Annotated in this window: 17 protein-coding genes and 1 pseudogene; 12 read left to right on the top strand and 6 right to left on the bottom strand. The window is 60.0% G+C overall.

Going from position 1 to position 18,418, the window contains the following annotated elements; translation table 11 throughout:
* Window positions 1-194 precede the first annotated feature (194 nt).
* Window positions 195-566, bottom strand: a complete 372-nt coding sequence (locus MP439_10305; protein MCI2976446.1) for a DUF805 domain-containing protein — start codon at window positions 564-566, stop codon at window positions 195-197.
* A gap of 91 nt (window positions 567-657) precedes the next feature.
* Between MP439_10305 and argC the strand changes: the two genes are divergently transcribed.
* The 9 genes from argC to argH all read left to right on the top strand — a co-directional run bounded on the left by argC (window position 658) and on the right by argH (window position 9,913).
* A complete protein-coding gene (gene argC / locus MP439_10300) occupies window positions 658-1,677 on the top strand; it encodes an N-acetyl-gamma-glutamyl-phosphate reductase (GenBank protein MCI2976445.1) in 1,020 nt (339 codons plus the stop codon).
* Complete coding sequence (gene argJ / locus MP439_10295; GenBank protein ID MCI2976444.1) at window positions 1,674-2,912, top strand: bifunctional glutamate N-acetyltransferase/amino-acid acetyltransferase ArgJ; 1,239 nt, start codon at window positions 1,674-1,676, stop codon at window positions 2,910-2,912. Before argC ends, argJ begins: the two co-directional genes overlap by 4 nt.
* Entirely contained in the window at window positions 2,912-3,778 is an 867-nt protein-coding gene (gene argB / locus MP439_10290) for an acetylglutamate kinase (protein MCI2976443.1), read from the top strand. The genes argJ and argB overlap by 1 nt, the downstream gene beginning before the upstream one ends.
* A complete protein-coding gene (locus tag MP439_10285; GenBank protein ID MCI2976442.1) occupies window positions 3,775-4,929 on the top strand; it encodes an aminotransferase class III-fold pyridoxal phosphate-dependent enzyme in 1,155 nt (384 codons plus the stop codon). The genes argB and MP439_10285 overlap by 4 nt, the downstream gene beginning before the upstream one ends.
* A complete protein-coding gene (locus MP439_10280) occupies window positions 4,926-6,065 on the top strand; it encodes a hypothetical protein (protein ID MCI2976441.1) in 1,140 nt (379 codons plus the stop codon). Before MP439_10285 ends, MP439_10280 begins: the two co-directional genes overlap by 4 nt.
* Window positions 6,065-6,532, top strand: a complete 468-nt coding sequence (gene argR / locus MP439_10275; protein ID MCI2976440.1) for an arginine repressor — start codon at window positions 6,065-6,067, stop codon at window positions 6,530-6,532. Before MP439_10280 ends, argR begins: the two co-directional genes overlap by 1 nt.
* Window positions 6,533-6,543: 11 nt before the next feature.
* Entirely contained in the window at window positions 6,544-6,849 is a 306-nt protein-coding gene (locus tag MP439_10270) for a hypothetical protein (GenBank protein MCI2976439.1), read from the top strand.
* Window positions 6,850-7,316: 467 nt separating this feature from the next.
* Window positions 7,317-8,510 (top strand): argininosuccinate synthase, encoded by a 1,194-nt coding sequence (locus tag MP439_10265; protein MCI2976438.1) that lies wholly within the window; start codon window positions 7,317-7,319, stop codon window positions 8,508-8,510.
* On the top strand, window positions 8,507-9,913 hold the full coding sequence (argH, locus tag MP439_10260; protein MCI2976437.1) for an argininosuccinate lyase: 1,407 nt from the start codon (window positions 8,507-8,509) through the stop codon (window positions 9,911-9,913). The genes MP439_10265 and argH overlap by 4 nt, the downstream gene beginning before the upstream one ends.
* An 873-nt stretch (window positions 9,914-10,786) precedes the next feature.
* On the opposite strand, the gene MP439_10255 is transcribed toward argH, so the two are convergent.
* From MP439_10255 to queF, 4 genes and pseudogenes are all read right to left on the bottom strand, one after another.
* The gene (locus MP439_10255; protein ID MCI2976436.1) at window positions 10,787-12,016 is read right to left on the bottom strand and encodes a glycosyltransferase; all 1,230 of its coding nucleotides are present in this window, start codon (window positions 12,014-12,016) and stop codon (window positions 10,787-10,789) included.
* A gap of 551 nt (window positions 12,017-12,567) precedes the next feature.
* Window positions 12,568-13,467: a DMT family transporter gene (locus MP439_10250; protein ID MCI2976435.1), complete on the bottom strand. Its 900-nt coding sequence runs from the start codon at window positions 13,465-13,467 to the stop codon at window positions 12,568-12,570.
* Between the two features lie 34 nt (window positions 13,468-13,501).
* On the bottom strand, window positions 13,502-14,071 hold the full coding sequence (locus MP439_10245; protein MCI2976434.1) for a hypothetical protein: 570 nt from the start codon (window positions 14,069-14,071) through the stop codon (window positions 13,502-13,504).
* Between the two features lie 83 nt (window positions 14,072-14,154).
* Window positions 14,155-14,538 (bottom strand): annotated as a pseudogene (gene queF / locus MP439_10240) (preQ(1) synthase).
* A 134-nt stretch (window positions 14,539-14,672) separates the two neighbouring features.
* On the opposite strand from queF, the gene MP439_10235 reads away from it, so the two are divergent.
* Together MP439_10235 and MP439_10230 are read left to right on the top strand one after the other, a co-directional pair.
* Window positions 14,673-15,347 carry a hypothetical protein gene (locus MP439_10235; protein ID MCI2976433.1) on the top strand — a complete coding sequence of 225 codons (675 nt, stop codon included), beginning with the start codon at window positions 14,673-14,675 and terminating at the stop codon, window positions 15,345-15,347.
* A gap of 46 nt (window positions 15,348-15,393) precedes the next feature.
* Window positions 15,394-16,623, top strand: a complete 1,230-nt coding sequence (locus MP439_10230; GenBank protein MCI2976432.1) for a hypothetical protein — start codon at window positions 15,394-15,396, stop codon at window positions 16,621-16,623.
* Window positions 16,624-16,784: 161 nt separating this feature from the next.
* On the opposite strand, the gene MP439_10225 is transcribed toward MP439_10230, so the two are convergent.
* Complete coding sequence (locus MP439_10225; protein ID MCI2976431.1) at window positions 16,785-17,489, bottom strand: Type 1 glutamine amidotransferase-like domain-containing protein; 705 nt, start codon at window positions 17,487-17,489, stop codon at window positions 16,785-16,787.
* Between the two features lie 561 nt (window positions 17,490-18,050).
* Between MP439_10225 and MP439_10220 the strand changes: the two genes are divergently transcribed.
* On the top strand, window positions 18,051-18,418 hold a 368-nt coding region (locus tag MP439_10220), incomplete at its 3' end, for an ABC transporter substrate-binding protein (protein MCI2976430.1).

Here is an 18,418-nt window from a genome sequence, read left to right as displayed (position 1 = left end):
TTGCTCACCCTGAGCTCTTTACCAACCAAGGCACACCAACCCTGGCCCTTGTCACCTGCGGTGGCCCCTTCACCGAGATCCCTGGTGTGGGTGGCTCCTATGCCGACAACGTCATCGTGGAGGCGAGCCAGACTTGATAGTGACTTGATTTGGCAAGCGGTTCCCGAGTTGGAGTTTCGTGGTCGCTGGGATCGTCACCAGCTCTGAATTCTGCCAGTCGTCGGAGGCAAGCCCCATCTGTTCTCGGTGGGATGGGTGGGCAATGCCAGGAGGACGAGGAGGACGATCGGCCCGGCGATAGGGATCAGGCAGATGAGCCACCACCATGCGCTTCGATTGGTGTCATGAAGTCTTCGAATCGTGAGTGCGAGGCCAGGTATGAAGGCTGCCAGGCTATAGAGGTCAGCGATGGTCGATCCGAGGGATGAATGTTCGGTCGCGAAGAGGAAGATGATGGAGAGCACGAGATTAATGGCGACGGCCTTCCAGTAGGCGGGTCGAGTCGCTCTGCCTCGAAAGTTGGTGTAGTTGAGCCACATCTGCTCATAGGCCTGGATAAAGGTCATCTCAACTCCCTTTTTTCTTCGATTCTATCGCCAAAAATGGATACCGTCATCGCGCCACATTAATATACGGATTGGTGTATGCTGATTCAGCATGAAGGTTGCGATTCTCGGTGCCGCTGGTTATGTGGGCCAAGTGTTGGCCCAGCTAGTACAGGCCCATCCCAGTCTTGACCTGGTAGCGGTGCAGGGTCATGAGGCTGCAGGTGAGCTTCTCAGCTCGATCGTGCCGTCATTGGTGCACGGTGCGGGCGAACTGGTAGTCGAGCCCATTGGCTCTGACGTAGCGGGAGCGGAAGCGGTGTTCCTGGCGTTGCCCCATGGCCTCAGTCAAGAGTTCGTCCCTCGCTTGCTTGCCCAACATCGTGTAGTAGTCGATTTGGGTGCAGATTTCCGGTTCGCTGATCCGATGGGGTATGCCAGGTGGTACGGTGAGCCCCATGGTGCGCCCAAGTTGTTGGAGACGCGGGTCTATGGGTTGGTGGAGACCCAGCGGTCACTACTGAAGGGTGCCCAATTGATCGCGGCACCTGGGTGTTATGTGACGGCCGCGACTCTCGGGTTGTGGCCGCTCGTCAGTGGGTCCTTGATTGGAGAGGACCTGGTGATCGTTGACGCCTACTCTGGTGTGTCTGGGGCTGGCAAGGGGTTGAAGGTCACGAGTCAGTTTGTCAGCGTCAATGAGAACCTGTCTGCCTATGGCTTGCTCGATCATCGCCACACCGGCGAGATGGAGATGAACCTTGGCCGCACGGTTCTCTTCACGCCCCATCTTGCCCCTATCACGCGAGGCATACTGGCAACCTCCTACGCGGTTCCGGCCGCGGGTATAGCACCGCTCAATCAGGAGCAGCTGCTGGCACGCTATCGGCAGGTGTATCGGGACTCGCCGTTTGTGCGAGTCGTCGATCGCCCTCCCTGCACCCGTGAGGTCGTTGGGACCAACGACATAGCGATCTATCCAACCTATGACCCTCGCACTGACCGTTACCTGGTGATCTCTGTGATCGACAACCTGATGAAGGGCGCGAGTGGGCAGGCGATCCAGGCACTCAATGTCGCCATGGGTTGGCCGGAGGAGCTTGGGCTAACGCAGTTAGGAGTGTGGCCGTGAGTGTGACTTTTCCTGCCGGTTTTGTCGCAGCTGGTGTCAGCTGTGGTATCAAGGGCGCGCATGGACACGGTGTCGAAGGGTCTGGCGGGGTCTCGGGCGCACAGGTCACTGATGCTGGCGCGCTTGATCTCGCCTACGTGGGGTTTGCCGATGGCGGGGCCCATAGTGGCGCTGCTGTCTTTACGCAAAGTGGTGCAGCCGCGGCGCCGGTGCTCGTCTCACGCGATCATCTCCATCTCAGCGGTGGTCAACTCCGTGGTGTGCTCCTCTCCTCCGGGAACGCCAACGCGCTCACGGGGGAGCCTGGACTCAACGCTGCGGTGTTGATGGCTGCGACCTGTGCACGCCAGTTCGGGGGTGTGCCGACTGACTACCTGGTGTGCTCGACCGGATTGATTGGCATCCCGTTCCCCAGCGATCGTATCGAGCCTGGGGTCACGTTTATCGCGGCGTCGCTCGGTGATGACGCCAACGCCGCGGGACGCGCCGCCGAGGCGATTCGTACGACCGATACCTTTGCCAAGCAGGTCGAGGTCCAAGGCGATGGATTTCGGATCGGTGGGATGGCCAAGGGTGCCGCGATGATCGCACCGAACATGGCGACGATGCTCAGCGTTTTGACCACCGATGCCGCTATCTCGCCCGAGCGTGCCCAACGTGCCCTGAGCGAGGTCGTCGATCAGACCTTCAACCGGATCACCATCGATGGTTGCACTTCCACCAACGATACCGTGGTGCTCTTGGCCTCTGGGATCGGTGGGGAGCCGGACGAGACCTTCGAGGCGAGCCTGTTGCGCGCGGCCGCCAAGCTTGCCTACGATATCGTCGCCGACGCCGAGGGGGGTAGTCGAGTCGGACGCATCCGGGTCGTTGGGGGAGTCGATGTCACCGAGGCCGAGCGCGTGGCCCGAGGCATCGCCAGCTCGTTGTTGGTCAAGTGCTCACTGTTAGGGGGTGATCCGTATTGGGGTCGGATCCTAGCCGAGGTCGGTGCGGCCCTGTCTGATATCGACATGAGCCGCGTGTCAGTCAGCTACCAGGGGGTCAAGGTCTGTGCCAGCGGGTTGGACGCGACGACGGCCCTGTCGTTAACCGAGCGCCGTACGCTCACGCAGCGAATGGACGAACACGAGATCGTCGTCGAGATCGATCTTGACCGTGGGCCAGCGACGGTCGAGATGTTGACCGCTGATATCGGACATGGGTACCTTGAAGAGAATCGGGGGACCTCGTGATGCGATCTGATCCCGCCCTGCGGGCACGAACATTGCTCGAGGCGTTGCCCTATATCCGTCGGTTCCATGGCGCGGTGATCGTGATCAAATACGGGGGAAATGTGTTAGGCGATGCCGATAACTCCCTCGTCGAGCTCGCCGAGGATGTCGCGCTGCTGCGCTCCGTTGGGATGCGCCCGGTCATTGTGCATGGCGGCGGTCCCCAGATCGACGAGCTGGCAAAGCGGCTTGGCCTGAGCCCGAGTTTCGTCGACGGTCTTCGGGTTACCGATGGACAGATGTTGGACGTCGTGCGCATGGCTCTCCTTGGCACGGTGAACCCGGCGATTGTGAGCGCACTTGGCCAACAGGGAGCGCCAGCCGTCGGCCTCTCGGGCGCGGATGGCACATTGGCTATCGCCTCGCGAGTATCTGATGATCTCGGCTTTGTGGGGGAGATCACCACCGTCAACCCCAAGGTGTTGCGCGATCTGTTGGATGTGACCGCGATTCCCGTCGTCGCCAGCCTTGGCGTTGAGGAGACCGGACAGCTGCTCAATGTCAACGCCGATTCCTTCGCGGCGGCGCTCGCTGTGGAGCTTGGTGCCAGTAAGTTGATCTTCCTCACCAATATCGCTGGTCTCCTCGAGCACCTGGATGATCCGGGATCGCTCATCGCCGAGGTCGACGTGAGCCAGGCCGAACAGCTCATCGCCTCTGGTCAGATCCGTGGAGGGATGATCCCCAAGGTTCTATCGGCACTTTGGGCGGCACGAGGTGGGGTAGAGCGTGTGCACCTGATCGACGGGACGGTCCCGCACTCGCTATTGTTGGAGTTGTTGACCGATGAGGGAGTCGGCACCATGATCGTGGGAGGAGCTCGATGACCGGGACGCTGATGGATCTCTATGGGCCCCCGATGGGCAACCTCGTGAAAGGCTCTGGGGTCTACCTCTTTGACGATCAGGGTCGTCGTTATCTCGATTTCCTCTCAGGCATCGCGGTTACCTCGCTCGGACACGATCATCCTGTCATCCGAGAGGCCGTCGCCGATCAGCTCTCCCGTCTTTGGCACACCTCCAACTTCTTCACGACTCCCGTTTCCCTTCACGCCGCCGCCAAGATTGGTGGGATTGCCCCGTTTGTTGATGCTCGAGTCTTCTTCTGCAACTCCGGCGCCGAGGCGATCGAGGCGGCACTCAAGCTCGCACGGCGTGCGCGTCCGTATCGGCCCAAGGTGGCCGTGCTTGAGCACTCGTTTCATGGGCGTACACTCGGTGCTCTCTCGGCAACCATGCAGCCAAAGAAGCGTCAACCCTTTTTGCCGTTACTGACCGGTTTCGTCGAGGTCCCACTCAATGATGCCGCTGCCTTGGCAAATGTCGTAGCCGACCCAGAGGTGGGAACGGTGCTCTTTGAGCCCATCCTCGGAGAGGCTGGTGTCTTTGAGCTGAGCGACGAGTTTGCCGAGGTGCTCATAGCGGCCCAGCGTGACCGTAACACGCTGCTCGTCGCTGACGAGATCCAGACCGGCCTCTGTCGCACAGGCGACTGGCTCGCCAGCTCACACTATGGCATCGTGCCAGACGCCTTTACCTTGGCCAAGGCGCTTGGCAACGGCCTCCCGATTGGGGCATTGGTTGCCAAGGCGGAGGTTGCCAGTGCGTTTGAGGTTGGTGATCATGGGTCGACGTTCGGTGGTAACCCGGTGGCCACCGCCGCAGCCAGCGCGGTGATCGCCTTCATGGCCGAGTCTTCGCTCGCCGATCGGGTCCAACACCTCAGCGACCTAGCCCTACCGTTGTTGCAAGCCTTGCCGGGGGTGACGAGCGTGGATGGTCGAGGGTTGATGTTGGCGCTGATGCTTGATGCGCCCATCGCCAACGAGGTGGTGCGCAAAGCCTTCGCAGCTGGGTTGATCGTGAATGCGCCAGCCCCGAATCGCATTCGACTGCTGCCGCCGCTCATCATCACCGAGCCCGAACTCACACACGGGATTGAGATCTTGGCCAAGGTACTTAAAGGGGGAGTTCAGTGATCATTGACGATATTGATGCACTCTCGATCGATCAACTGCTGTGGTTGCTTTCGCCACGGCCGGATGCCGAAGGTGAGGCCACCACAGGCGATGGGGTACGGACCCGACGCTCAATCCGAAGCTCGACAACCGCCTATGGATCCCCTCGGCGCTCACAGATGGGCGATCATGACGTCGTGTCGTCCCCAGACGTTGATGGAGGACCCGCGACGTCCACTGGCCAAAATCCAGTGCAGGCGACATCGCCATCGCTGTTCACACCTCCGGTGGAGGCGCGCACTGCGGTACCACGTTTTGATGGTCAGACGATGGCGGGTATCTTTGAACATCCATCGCTTCGGACGCGATCGGCGTTCGCAGGAGCGGCCAATCGCGTAGGTGCGTTACCGGTCTTCTTCGTCGGCGACGAGGTCGGAATCGATCAGCGCGAGAGTGCTGAAGATGTTGCCCATCTGCTGGCCGAGCACCATCGGCTCATCGGAGCGCGTCTCAAACGTCATTCGACGTTTACAAGGATGGCACAGGTGGCAACCGAGTACGGGTGCCCGATGGTCAACCTCTTGACCGATTGGGCACACCCTACACAGGCGATCGCTGATCTGATCACCATCGTTGACCAGCTCGGTGTGGGTCCCGGCGCATCGCTCCCACATGTGCGCATTGCCTATCTTGGCGAGGCAAACAACGTGACTCGTTCACTCACCAAGGCTGCACTGGCACTTGGATGGGACATTACCATCGCAGCACCTGAGGGACATCAGTTTGGAGTCGACGACGTCGCGAGTTTTGCCAACTATCGCTCTTTGTGTGGATCGGACGCACGCCTTGAGCTAACGGATGACCCGAGCGCCGCGGTTCGCGAGGCAAACGTTCTTTACACCGACGTGTGGGTCTCGATGGGTGCCAAAGAATCGGCTGCTCAGGTCATGGATAAGTTTCGCGGTTTTGCCATCGATGAGGCGTTGCTCTCGATCGCCCCCGACGATGCCTTTGTCATGCACTGTCTCCCTGCCCATCGTGGGATGGAGATCGAAGGGTCGGTGATCGACTCGGCACGATCGGTCGTATGGGCCCAAGCGCGTAACCGGTTGGTCGCCATGGAGCGACTGTTTCGACTCATAGGAGAGGAGGACTGATGGCGAAGAACCAACGTCAATATCGGATCGCGAAGTTGATCAGCCAAACGCCGATCTCGGCGCAACAGCAGATCGTGGATATGCTCGCCAAGGAAGGGATTACGGCTACGCAGGCGACGGTCTCAAGAGACCTCGATGAACTCGGTGCGATCAAGGTCAAGGGTCCAGGGGGAGCGAGCATCTATGCCATTCCCGATCTGCCGAGGGATCAGATCAGCACCGAGGGGTATCTCAAGCGCGTACTCGGGGAGTGGGTGGTCGAGGTCGTCAACTCCGGTGATCTGGTCCTGCTCAAGACCCCTCCGGGCTGTGCCCATGTCGTAGCCTCGGCGTTGGATCGCACTCGCCCCGACGGAGTGCTCGGTACGGTTGCTGGCGATGATACCGTCCTGGTGTTGGCCGATCAGCTCATGGGAGGTGATGAGTTGACCAAACTTATGCGCGAGGTGGCAGGATTGCCGGGGTGAGGTGGTTGGTTGTGAGCGACCGATCGTGCCCGGAGTGGATTGTGGGGTCGACAATTCCCATTGCTGAGATGGGTGGAGCTATGCGTAGCCACCCAACACTGTGCCAAATGGCGGTAATCAACTCTGCAGCGATCAGCCCTGCTATCGCCCTCGAGTCGGCACCGGCCAAGCCAGCTTCGGCCAAGGTAGCTTCGGCCAAGGTAGCGGTCATCGATCCTGGATTGAGGCAAAGGTCTGCGCCACCTTCGATCAACGCCACAGCAATAGTCCAAGGGCCGCTTGTCAGCTTTGGTGTGGCTGGCACTGGTGCCTGCTGAGCCAAGCAACCCGAGATGGCCTTTGGCGGCTACGATCGGTTGAGGAGTAGAGGGATTGGTTGGCGCGACGGCATGTGACAGAGCAGGTTGTGACAGAGCAGGTTATAACAGGGGCAGGTTGTGACAGGGGCAGCTGGCGAATGGCTAGTTGACCGCGGTGATGAAGGTAAAGACAAGATCAAGCCCCGGTGACGAGACAAGCCCCGACAAGAGAAAAGCCCGGAAAAGATGGAGGCTTGGTCAAGAAAAGGGCTGGACAAGAAGGAATGGGACCTAACAGCACGAGCTGGCGATGCAGAGAGCATAATCTCGCCCCAGAACAGTTGCTGAGAGGCCTCGTGAACGGGCTTGCCAATAGGCGCCCGGTCGTGCTGATATCGGTAGTCCGTGACCGATGACAGACCAGCCAGATGGTTGTGATCAACGAAACAGAGTCAAAGCAAAAGAGTCAAAGTAAAGGAGATGTTGTGGCAAAGACAGTAGTACTCGCGTATTCAGGGGGACTCGATACCTCGGTAGCCCTCAAATGGCTCCAGGTGGAGAAGGGTTACGAGGTGATCGCCTGCTCGGTGGACGTCGGTCAACAGGAGGACCTCGAAGAGGTACGCGCTCGCGCGCTCGCGACCGGAGCCAAGATAGCAGAGGTCGTCGAGGTACAGGAGGAGTTTGCCAATAACTTCATCGGGCGTGCCATTCGTGCCGGCGCACTCTATGAAAACCGATACCCGTTGGTTTCATCGCTGTCTCGTCCGCTTATCTCGAAACACCTCGTTGAGGTTGCGCGCCGCTACGGGGCTGATGCCGTTGCCCACGGCTGTACCGGCAAGGGTAACGATCAGGTTCGATTCGAGGTAGCGATCCGCACCTTGGCGCCGGATCTCGAGGTCATCGCTCCAGTACGCGAGTGGGGGTTTGCCAGGGAGGATACTATCGACTATGGGCTGGCCCATGGTGTGCAGGTCAACGCCAATCGAGCCAATCCCTACTCGATTGATCAGAACCTTTGGGGTAGAGCCATTGAGTGTGGTGAGATGGAGGATCCCTGGAACTCGCCACCATCGGACATCTACGCCTATACCTTGCCCCATGGTTCGGTTCCCGAGAGTGTGGTGATTGGGTTCCAAGAGGGGGTTCCGGTCTCGCTCGATGGCGAGGAGCTGCCGCTGCACCTCCTTATCGCGCGACTCAATGCGATCGCCGGGAGCTATGGAATCGGGCGAATCGATATGGTGGAGAATCGACGGGTCGGTATCAAGTCACGAGAGGTCTACGAGGCGCCTGCTGCGACCGTTTTGCTCGAGGCTCACCGCCAACTCGAGGACATCACCCTCGAGCGTGAGCTCGCCCACACCAAGATGGAGCTCTCACTCCAGTGGGCAACACTCGTCTATGACGGCCTCTGGTACTCGCCGCTCAGAATGGCGCTTGACGCGTTCATGGATGAGGCCTCATGTGTCGTCACCGGGGAGGTGCGGGTTCGGTTCTCGCCGAATGGCTTCGTCGTCGATGGTCGGAGAAGTCCGATTTCGCTTTATGACTATGAACTTGCGACCTATGCGAGAGCGGACACCTTCAACCACCTGGATGCCGAGGGATTTGTGAAGATCTTTGGGCTAGGGCTTGAGACTTGGTCGAAGCGACAGGGTAGAGTGCAGCCATGACCCTTTGGCAGAGCCGTCTGAGCTCACCCCCTGCTGATGCAATGCTCGCCTTCACCGAGAGCCTTTCGTTCGATCGGAAGCTCTGGAGGTTCGATATTCAGGGGTCGAGAGCCCACGTGCTCGGACTCACCCGGGCCAAGCTCTTGACCGAGGAGGAGAGCGTAATACTCCTTGAGGCGCTCGATACCGTCTATGCAGAGCTTGAGTCCTCGAAGTTCGAGTTCCAACCCTCCGACGAAGATATTCATACCGCCGTTGAGCGACGCGTTACCGAACTCGTGGGCGATGTCGGTGCCAAGCTGCACTCGGGACGATCGCGCAACGATCAGATCGCTACCGACCTTCGGCTCTATGCACGCAGTGCCATCGATGCCATCGCCCATCAGGTGGTGGATTTTCTCTCGATGATCGCCGACGTTGCAGAGTCGGCCGGTGATGCCGTGATGCCGGGATATACCCACACCCAACGAGCACAGCCGGTACCGATCGGACACTATCTGCTGGCCCACGGGTGGGCATTGCGGCGTGACCTGGATCGGTTGTTAGCGACCTACGCCCGAATGGATGTGTCGCCACTTGGCGCTGGGGCGCTCGCTGGGACGACGCTGGCCATCGACCCTGAGTTCACGGCAACGGAGCTTGGTTTTGCTGGGGCCTTTCTCAATAGCTTTGACGCGGTCTCCGATCGAGACTTCGTCGTCGAGATTCTCTTTAACGTGGCCCTTCTCGGGGTACATCTGTCGCGTTTTGCCGAGGAGATCGTGATGTTCACCACCGAGGAGTTTGGCTTTTTCCGTTTAGATGATGCCTACTCGACTGGTTCGTCGATGTTGCCCCAGAAGAAGAACCCCGACATCGCCGAGCTCGCCCGTGGCAAGACCGGTCGCTATATCGGGAACCTGATCTCGTTGCTGGTAACGCTGAAAGGTACGCCACTCACGTACAACCGAGATCTCCAAGAGGATAAGGAGCCGCTCTTTGATTCAGTTGAGCAGATGATCAGGGAGCTGGTGGCCTTTGAGGGCATGGTCTCGACTATGACATTCGATTACGAACGTCTCCGCCAAGCAGCCTCCTCTGAGTATCTCCAGGCGATCGATATTGCCGAATACCTAGTGACCAACGGGGTGCCGTTTCGGCGCGCCCACGGGGTGGCAGCCGGTCTCGTCCGTGACTCTTTGGAGCGGAGAGTACCGCTCCGGGAGCTGGTAGGAGCCCACCCGCAGCTTGGTGAAGAAGCGATGTCACTCATCGAGGCGGACGCCGCCGTTCGTCGGCGATCGGCTTCTGGAGGAGCCTCGATCGACTCGGTTACCTCACAGCTCAAGCGCTATCGCCAGGAGCTCCACGAGCTCCGTGGTGTGGTCACATCGCTGACCGCCGAAGAGGAGTCGACCGCCTGATCGTTGGTGGAGTTGAACCCGGCCTCTGATTGTGTGCACCGTGGCGCGGCTCGTGTGATCGCACCGGTGGCGCAATCTCGCCAGCCTTCGAGCGAGCCAGCCCTCTGCTTGGCATGTCATCGCCCATCGACGTCCACGTAGTGGCACAATGGTCAGAGTGGGGCCCATACTGCCTTCGCGAGGGGTCCAACAGCGCGATGCAGGGCTCGAAGTACGCTGTCATGTGCCACGGCCCTTATTGACGAAGGATCGGTGCCGAGTCGCTACTGCGGTCACGTTCTATCCATGGTGACGACTACTCGTGTAGCTCGACTCAGAATCCCATCGACGTCACGTTCGCAGAACGCATTTCACCCATCCTTCGCATTGGCAATTGAGCGTTGACACGCGGAAGGCACCAAGGTGGCGCACGCGATTTGCCAGAAGAGGAAGCAGGATCGCTGGACGGACGACCTCTTCGAACAGGGTGGCCTCTGTGTTCGACTGTGTCCATCGACTCCGCTGCGGTCGCGGCCTCGTTGGACTGTTGGGGCTTGCAATCGGTCACAAGCTGGTCGAGGAGAGAGTTGGTACGCTCTGGCTGTTCGGTTGCAAGACGGTAGGAGGTTGATCGCCTCGGGTATCTCCGTGGCTTGGATATGATCCTTCGCTGGTGGGGGATTGCTCACCATGCATGACGATTACCTCCGAAGGCAAATGAGGTGCCCTCGTTGATCGTGAGCGCTTGCCTGCCCGAACGTCATAAATCTCTCGGTACAACCAGTGTCATGCAGTTTGGGTATCCGCCACCGTGCAAGTATTTGGCCGTGAGTGTGGGGTTGTGGATGTCCAATCAACGACCTACGCCTGGGTTGACTGGCCTGAAGGTGTTACTCAGGCCTCCAGGACCAACGAGAGCCACATCCCGGCTGAATAGGCGAGATCATCGAGCGCTTTGGAGAGTCCTTGATGGGCGGCCCTGATGGCGATGGCGAGGATGAGAGCTCGGCGGAGTCGCTTTGAGCCGAGCGCTCCAATGGCGATTGGTAGTCCAAGCTGGCGCACGATGAGTTCGGCGTTGTTATCGAGCTGGGTATCGAGCACAACGGTGGCGAGTTTGATGCGCTCGGCGAGGGTGAGGGGACCATGGACCTTGGACAGATGCGTGAGGGTCGTGGTGATGGCCCAGGCGAGTGGTGCCGAAAGCGTTATCCCGATGAACGGAACGCTCGTGATCGTCGGCATGAGCACCAGGTCTGTCGCCTTGCGAAGTGCTCCGATCGAGTATCCATACTTAGCATTTTTGGCTCGGCGAGTGAGGCAGGACTGGGGTGCGTGGGTGGCCGTGACGCTCGGAAGGTAGAGCGCCATCTCGTCATGGACCGCGATACGGGCGACGAGCGCGACATCCTCTCCCAGACGTAGCTCTTCTGAGAAGCCTCCAGCTGTGAGAAAGCTCCTCCTCGCGACGGCAAGGACGGCAGCTGGGAGGTGGTTGAGGTGTCGATGGTCGACGAGGGTTGGGTGGGGACCCAAATCGAGGGGGGAGCCATGCCTTGCCTCGACGATACGTGGGGCGAGCGCCCCAATATCGGGGTGAAGGAGGAGCTTAAGGGCGTCGCCCATAGTGGGGTCCACCGTCAGGATGTCGGCGTCGACGAAGAGAAGGAGCTCGCCCTGGCTCGCATTTGCTCCAAGATTGCGTGAGGCTCCCGGACCCAACGGGGTCGCGTTGCGGATCACCGTGATGTTGTCGAGGTTGACTGGCTCTTTCGAGGCATCGTCAACGACGATGACCTCACTGACCCAACGGCGTTGTTTAAGTTCGGCGACCAGGTTGGCGAATGTTGCTGGCGGGTCGTGTACAGGGATGACAACCGAGACGGTGGGTGAGCGCATCGACGGTGCACTGATCGTGACGATCCCGGTGGCAATCAGGGTCTGATAGCGACGTGGATTGACTGTTGTGAATCGATCCGGTAGGTTGCCGGCAATGGTGACGATGCCAGCGTTTCGGAGGTCGACACGGAGTGGCCCGAGTCTTCGGCCCGGTGTTTGTGTCAAGGTGACGCTTGGCGGGCCTGGTGTAGATGTCTCCCGGTCTAGCGCTGTGGTGTCGGGCATCGCGTCATTGTGGCTATCGGAATGTGGATGATCTGGTGCGTCATGGAGTGGGCCGTGACGGAATGAGCCATGACGGAATGAGCCATGACCGAATGAGCGGTGCAATGGGCTCTCATGGGTGCGACCGGCTCGGCTCTATCCAGCACTGGTGCAAGTGTGATATGGTGGCAGTTGACCTTCGCCCACGATGGGTGATGGCTCACCGGTGTCAGCACCATCATCGAGAGCCCTGACGAAGTTCGGTTGCGTGTCACATGGACCGAGAGACCCCCAAGCGGCCCATCGTTGACCTGTCGCCCATCAGCCAACACCAAGCCTGTGGGCATGGGCGCCCCTGGTGGCGAAGGCGAGGATGAGAGCTTGACGGTGTCGGTCGGCGCGTCCGGGCGCACGATTGGCTCGATCTCATCGGTCATCGCTTCGCGACCTGTGGATCCTGGCCTCGCGCTGGGTTTTCGTGACGATAGCCTATGTCCGTTACCTTGTGTCACGAACAGTTTGCTGTTGAGGTTGACGGGTCGGTGGGTTGGCGGTGGTGGCACTGGGCTCCATCAGGGGGTCGGCTCGAGGGTCAAGGGAGGTTTGCGTTCGATGACGGTCAAAGTGACCCCGACGCAGACCAAGACGGCGCCAATGAGTGTTCCAACGGAAACCGACTCGCCGAGCAGGAGGACTCCGAGAATGATGCCGACGACTGGCTGAAAGAGGAGGAGGACGCCGCCGCGAGACGCGCTGACGTGCTGAAAGCCCCATACCCAGAGAAAGAACGCCAGTGCCATGCCGATCACGCTGATGTAGAGGATCTCGCCCCATCCGGCGATGCCCACGGGCAACGGGTGACGAGCGTGCAGGTAGGCAACGGTGGCAAAGGGCAGCGAGGTGACAGCACCAACCGTACACGCGACCGTCACCACCGTCAAGGTTGAGTAACGAGTCAACAGCGAGGTCGATCCAATGGTATAGAGCGACCAGCACACCGCAGCTACCAGGAGCAGGACAACGCCAAGGGAGGTCTGCTTGCCAGGAGCGGGTGTCCCCACGATCACGATGACACCGACAAAGGCCATCCCGATGGCGATCCATCTCCGCGTCGGGACATGCTCCTTGAAGACCATGGCGCCAAGGAGCGCGATCAGGATCGGCGACGATGCGGTGACCAGTGAGCCAAGAGCGGCGCCAGCCGCGTGGGTCCCGTACAGCTGAAAGCCGATGGAGACGGTAAAACCAATGACACCGACGCCGAGCATCGGCACATAGTCACCGCGTTCGATGCGGAGTTGATGCCGACGACTGGCGATCACCAAGAGAATGAGGGCCGAGATCCCTTCACGAAACTCAAGCACCACCAATGGCGCCATGGTGCGCATGAGGCTATCGGTGGCGACATACATCCCACCCCAGATCGCTGATGCGAGTGACAGCGCTACAAACCCCTGCGTACTTGTCTTCACCAGGGCTTAAGTCTAGTACCTGGGTACTGGGGGGCTAGCTCGGATCGAGCTGCTTGATCCGTGGTGTGAGCGCGAGTGATGGTCGGCGTCGAAGGTACCAGGTGACGGCGGTTCCGGCCAGGATCACCCAGAGCTTGCCGACGAGTTGCCCCTCGAGTGCCACGCCGAGCGGGATCCCGGCCAACGACAAGAAGACGATGGAGTCGACGAACTCAGCGAACAGACCGGCGATGAGCACCGAGGCGGTGAGGTTCCACCGCTGCAGCGGGGTGAAGATGGCAAAGTCGGTGGACTCCGAGAGCATGAAGGTCACGCCAGAGGCGATGGCGAGTTGTGGTGTCGAGACCAGTGCGGAGACGATGGCACCGATGACGATTGCTACGAGGCCGGCTCGTGCACCGGCGAGTCGTTGCACGTAGTCTCGGGCGACGAAGGCCACGGCGGCGAGATAGACCCCCGACGGTGCCGAGAGTCCAAAGCCAACAGGTAGCACGTGGGCGCCAGGGATAGGCGTGCCGATGTGGGCGATCATCCAGTTCGATCCGACGATGGCACCGATGTAGACGGCCAGCGCCACCCAGGCGCCCCGGCTGATGGACCTCATCGGGGGTTGGCGACCTGGAGATAGCTCTCGATCAACCCGATGGCCGTGGCTCGATCCATGGTCGGTCCCAAACGCTCGACCATCGGCTTGATGGCGATACCCCCACGAGGGTTGAAATCGCCAAAGACCCGGAGGAACTTCGGCGCCAACAGGTTGGCCAGGTCATCAGCGATGGTATTGACGCAGGATTCGTGGAACGAACCGTGATTACGATAGCTCACGAGATAAAGCTTCAAACTCTTGCTCTCGACGCATCGAGCGTCGGGGATGTAGTCGATGATGAGCGATCCATAGTCTGGTTGGCCAGTGATCGGGCAGAGGCTCGTGAACTCGGTGGCGATAAGGCGGATGACAAAGTCGACCCCCGGGTGAGGGTTCGGAAAGGTCTCGAGCTCCTCTGGCGTCGGGTCGTCATATCGGTAGTTGGTTGAAGCTCCAAGGTGAGTCAGCCCGTCGGCCACTGGTATCGTCCCTTCCTGATCTTCGCGGATTTTTCCCTATCGAGTGTAGGGCTTGAGCTTGACGATTGGCGCGGCAAGGCCATGACCTCGGTTGGAGCCACTAGACTGGACAATCAGCCGATCCAAAGGGAGCGTGTTTGATGGCAATCGAACTGACTACAAAGGATTGTGACGCACTCGACGATGCTGAACTCGAAGAGTTTGCAGCCGTCAGTGATCTGCAGGGTGCAGCCTTTAGCGCTGGATTCCTCTCCAAACAACGGGAGGAATGGGTGCTATCGTCACTCGCACGCGAGGGGGACTCACTCCTCGGGGGGATGATGTTCACACTCGAGCGCATCGGGGGAACCCCGTGCATCCTGATCAACCTGATCGTCACACAGCCCAAAGACCGTGAGCGCGAGCTACTAGCGGCGCTGATGCACGAGGCCTACTCGAGGGCACTGCTCGCGTTCCCTGACGAGGATGTCCTCGTCGGGGTGAAGCTGATCTCTCCAAATGGGTACGAGATCTTCAACGGGCTCTCTGATGTGGTTCCGCGTCCTGGCCACCGGCCCACCGGTGAGGAGCGGGCGTGGTCTCGTCGTCTTGCCAAGCGCTTTGGGCTCGATCATGGGCTCGATGACCGGAGTTCGCTTGCGGTCAGTGAGGGTGAGCAGTACGGCTACGTGGCTTATCGGCTCCAGGAGCCGATCGAAACCCCATACCAGGAAGTCTTTGAGTGTTGTGCACCCGAAGAGGGGCAGGCGTTGATCGTCTTCGGTTGGGTGATGGCAGAACAGCTCGCTGACGGCTCCGTCCCTGTTCCCGTCTAACCAATCTCCACTTTTTCGCCTCCTTGAGGCTCGCCGTCAAGGGTCGGTGAGCGCCGTCGACGCGGTGCGAGCAGCCATCGAACGTCTTGACCCCTCGTGGCTCATCGAGGATCTTGTTGATCGGGCCTTGCGACAGGCCAAGGACTGTGATCGGCGATACCCGCCCAGGAGTTGGTTGCCACCACTTGCGGGGGTACCGCTGTTGGTGGATGCGAGGCTTGGCCCGTCACGTGGGTCATCTGCTGGCACATCGGTGTCCCCTACGTCGGTGCCGACGCACGCAGCGCCGGCAAGGCCATCCAATGATGAGGCGTACAATCACCCCATCGTTGACGCGCTGGTACGCGATGGCGCCATCGTTGTTGGGCTCGCTCAATCTGTGATCTCCGCCTCCAGCCTCTCCCCAGCTGATGATTTGTCGAAGCATCACGTGATGACAAAGGACTTCTCGTCACCTGGGCCGTCGGATCGATTCGTGCTCGCGTTGCGTGCTGGAGCCGTCGTCGCCGGTGTCAGCGTCGATGATCCTGAGTCGATGTTGGTACGGGCTGCGATGGGTCTCGATGGCTATCGACCAACTCTTGGGTTCGCACCATCGGTTGACTATCCCAATGAGTCCACGGCGGTGCTCGTGGCGTCGACCCTTGCCGAGCAGGCCTATTTGCTTGATCGACTGCGAGCGATGGGTGTGGCTGGAGACCCCCGTTTTCTTCCTCATAGCAATCCCAAATCTCTTGCGTGCTTTGCGATGAGCGCGACGCGGCCATCGCGCATCGCTCGTTGGGTCGATGATGATCATCGACGTGGGAATGAGCCCGACATCCAGACGGCCGCCGAGGCGAGGGCTCTGGGGGTCATAACAGCCCATGACATCCACGTCGACGTGATGACAGGGTTCGGGTCGAGTAGGGCGTGGTCCTCTGGTATCGAGGGCGATGGGGTCGGCGAGCACGGGGTCGGTGAGCCCGGGGTCGGTGAGCCCGGCATCGCCTTGGTATCGGGGTCTGAACCGGTCGAGGGACGGTCGTCGGTGATCGCCGCAGTCGACCGCGTGTTGGCCGCGGTGGATGCGATCGTTGCGCCGGTATCGTGGAGAGCCGCCAACGATGTTGAGGCGACTGCGATGGTATGGCGATTGCCGCGTTTTGCAAACCTGCCGATGGTCGTCTTAGCGGACGCTGAACTGATCATCGTTGGCTCAAGGTTTGGGGATGCACACCTCATGCGGATAGCTGCGTGGTTCTCCGAGACCATGGGAGCCACTTCGCTAGCTTGACCTCGTGACCCACAACACGACGTCAAGCATCTCAGATGTCGTTGGCCGATCAACCGCACGGACTATGGTTTGAACGTTTGTATCCAAGGGCCACGCAGTTGGTTACGACGCCACCGTCGGGTATCAACCCTTGGGAAGGTTGGTCTGTACGAGTCCCTCGATCAGTCGTCGTTGGTGAACCTCAAGAGGTCACCCGCTTGGTATCTGGTGGAGGGTGCCTCGTTGATGCGCACGACGGCTCCCTTGCCCATGACGGTCATCGACGCGGGGGTGCCGACGAGGGCAGTTAACTCATCGATGCCGATCAGTTCAACGCCTTCGGGTGGTTTGAGCGCGAGTCTTGCCAGGCTCGTGCCGATGCGGGGCAGGAAGCGGTCAAAGTGGGGGATGACGCTGACCATCGGCATGAGACCGAGCCCTTGGTGCCCGGGTGCCTCCCGATTACGCAGGCTGGGTATCCATCCCCCCATGATCATCGCCCCGGCACTGCATCCGGCGATGGAGCATCCGCGTTCGAACTCGGCCATGATGGCATGCCATAGCGCGGTATCGCGCAGGGTGTCGGCGAGAAACGTTGGATTGCCCCCAGAGAGGTAGATGAGATCGGCGTCGGTGACCTGGGCGACTAGATCGGGATCGTTGGCCTCGTCACGGTTTCGAGGGGCGACGGTGATTGGGGTGGCGCCGAAGCGCTCGGCGGCTTTTCGTCCAAGCTCGATCCAGTACCCAAGTCGATCGTCTCCCTCGAGCGCCGCCGCCGTAGGGATCTGCACATACCGGGTGCCGCCGTTCAAGAGTCGTTGTTCGATCTCACCCATCTCCGGAAGGTATTCACCCGAGCCCACCAGGGCAAGTAAACCAGTCATCGAGATTCGAGCCTAGGCGCGGGAAGGCCGCTATCGGCAATTTGGACGTCGTTGGGCTGGCAAAGCTGGCCTGTCTGTGTGTCATGGTCGGATGGCCGTCGGATCCGCACCGTCGGTTTGGTGATGCTCACCGTCACGGCGGTAATGAGTGACGAGGTGAGCAGCCTGTCCACGCCGTGTGGTGTGTCACTGGCATGCGCCCGGTCTGGCGTCTGCTTTGCTCATTAGGGCGGTCTGTGGCTGCCGTTGTCGGTTGAGTTGTCGACCGAGATCATGGGTGGGTGGTGAGGCCCAGCTGGACCGAGCCCCTTGGAGTCGTGGTCGACCCGTATGAGAGCAGCAGCCAAGTGTTGTCTCGCGTGCTGCGCGATGGTTGGCTCACGTTGCTCTTGGATTGTCAGGACTTTGGATTGCGAGGTACGTTGTCCGCCGCACTCAGATTATGAATGGCTGATGAATGCGGGAGGAGTGTGTCACGCCCGCCTAGCCGAACTACTAAATTACAAGCAGTTGGGCACCCGGAGGTACGGTGTGCGAACCTGTAACGAGGGGGGTATGGGCATGAAACAACGAGGTCGGCGGCGTAGCGTTGTCATCGTTGGAACCACTACGGCAGCAGCGTTGCTGCTCGCTGCGTGTGGTTCGAGTTCTTCGACCAGTGTGAACACTGCGAGCGGTCAAACCAGGGTCAAAGGAGGGACCGCCTATTTTGCGGAGGCTCCTGGGGCTAACCCAAACTACATCTTCCCGCTCATGCCCGGTGCTGATTTCTCGGTTGCGAATGGGCAGCTCCAATATCTTTTGTACCGCCCTCTCTACTTCTTCGGTGTCGGCAACAAGGCTGAACTGAACCCCAGCCTCTCCCTAGCTAACCCACCGGTCTATTCCAACAACGACAAGACCGTCACCATCACCTTGAAGAAGTACAA

This window comes from Ferrimicrobium sp. (genome assembly GCA_022690815.1).
Lineage (GTDB): Bacteria > Actinomycetota > Acidimicrobiia > Acidimicrobiales > Acidimicrobiaceae > Ferrimicrobium.
This window is presented reverse-complemented; position numbering and strand designations above follow the sequence as displayed.

Coding starts and splice junctions, on each gene's coding strand:
- MP439_10225 (MCI2976431.1), bottom strand. CDS start 17,489: ATGACTGGTTTACTTGCCCTGGTGGGCTCGGGTGAATACCTTCCGGAG.
- MP439_10235 (MCI2976433.1), top strand. CDS start 14,673: ATGGCAATCGAACTGACTACAAAGGATTGTGACGCACTCGACGATGCT.
- argR (MCI2976440.1), top strand. CDS start 6,065: ATGGCGAAGAACCAACGTCAATATCGGATCGCGAAGTTGATCAGCCAA.
- MP439_10305 (MCI2976446.1), bottom strand. CDS start 566: ATGACCTTTATCCAGGCCTATGAGCAGATGTGGCTCAACTACACCAAC.
- MP439_10245 (MCI2976434.1), bottom strand. CDS start 14,071: ATGAGGTCCATCAGCCGGGGCGCCTGGGTGGCGCTGGCCGTCTACATC.
- argB (MCI2976443.1), top strand. CDS start 2,912: ATGCGATCTGATCCCGCCCTGCGGGCACGAACATTGCTCGAGGCGTTG.
- argH (MCI2976437.1), top strand. CDS start 8,507: ATGACCCTTTGGCAGAGCCGTCTGAGCTCACCCCCTGCTGATGCAATG.
- MP439_10285 (MCI2976442.1), top strand. CDS start 3,775: ATGACCGGGACGCTGATGGATCTCTATGGGCCCCCGATGGGCAACCTC.
- MP439_10255 (MCI2976436.1), bottom strand. CDS start 12,016: ATGCCCGACACCACAGCGCTAGACCGGGAGACATCTACACCAGGCCCG.
- argC (MCI2976445.1), top strand. CDS start 658: ATGAAGGTTGCGATTCTCGGTGCCGCTGGTTATGTGGGCCAAGTGTTG.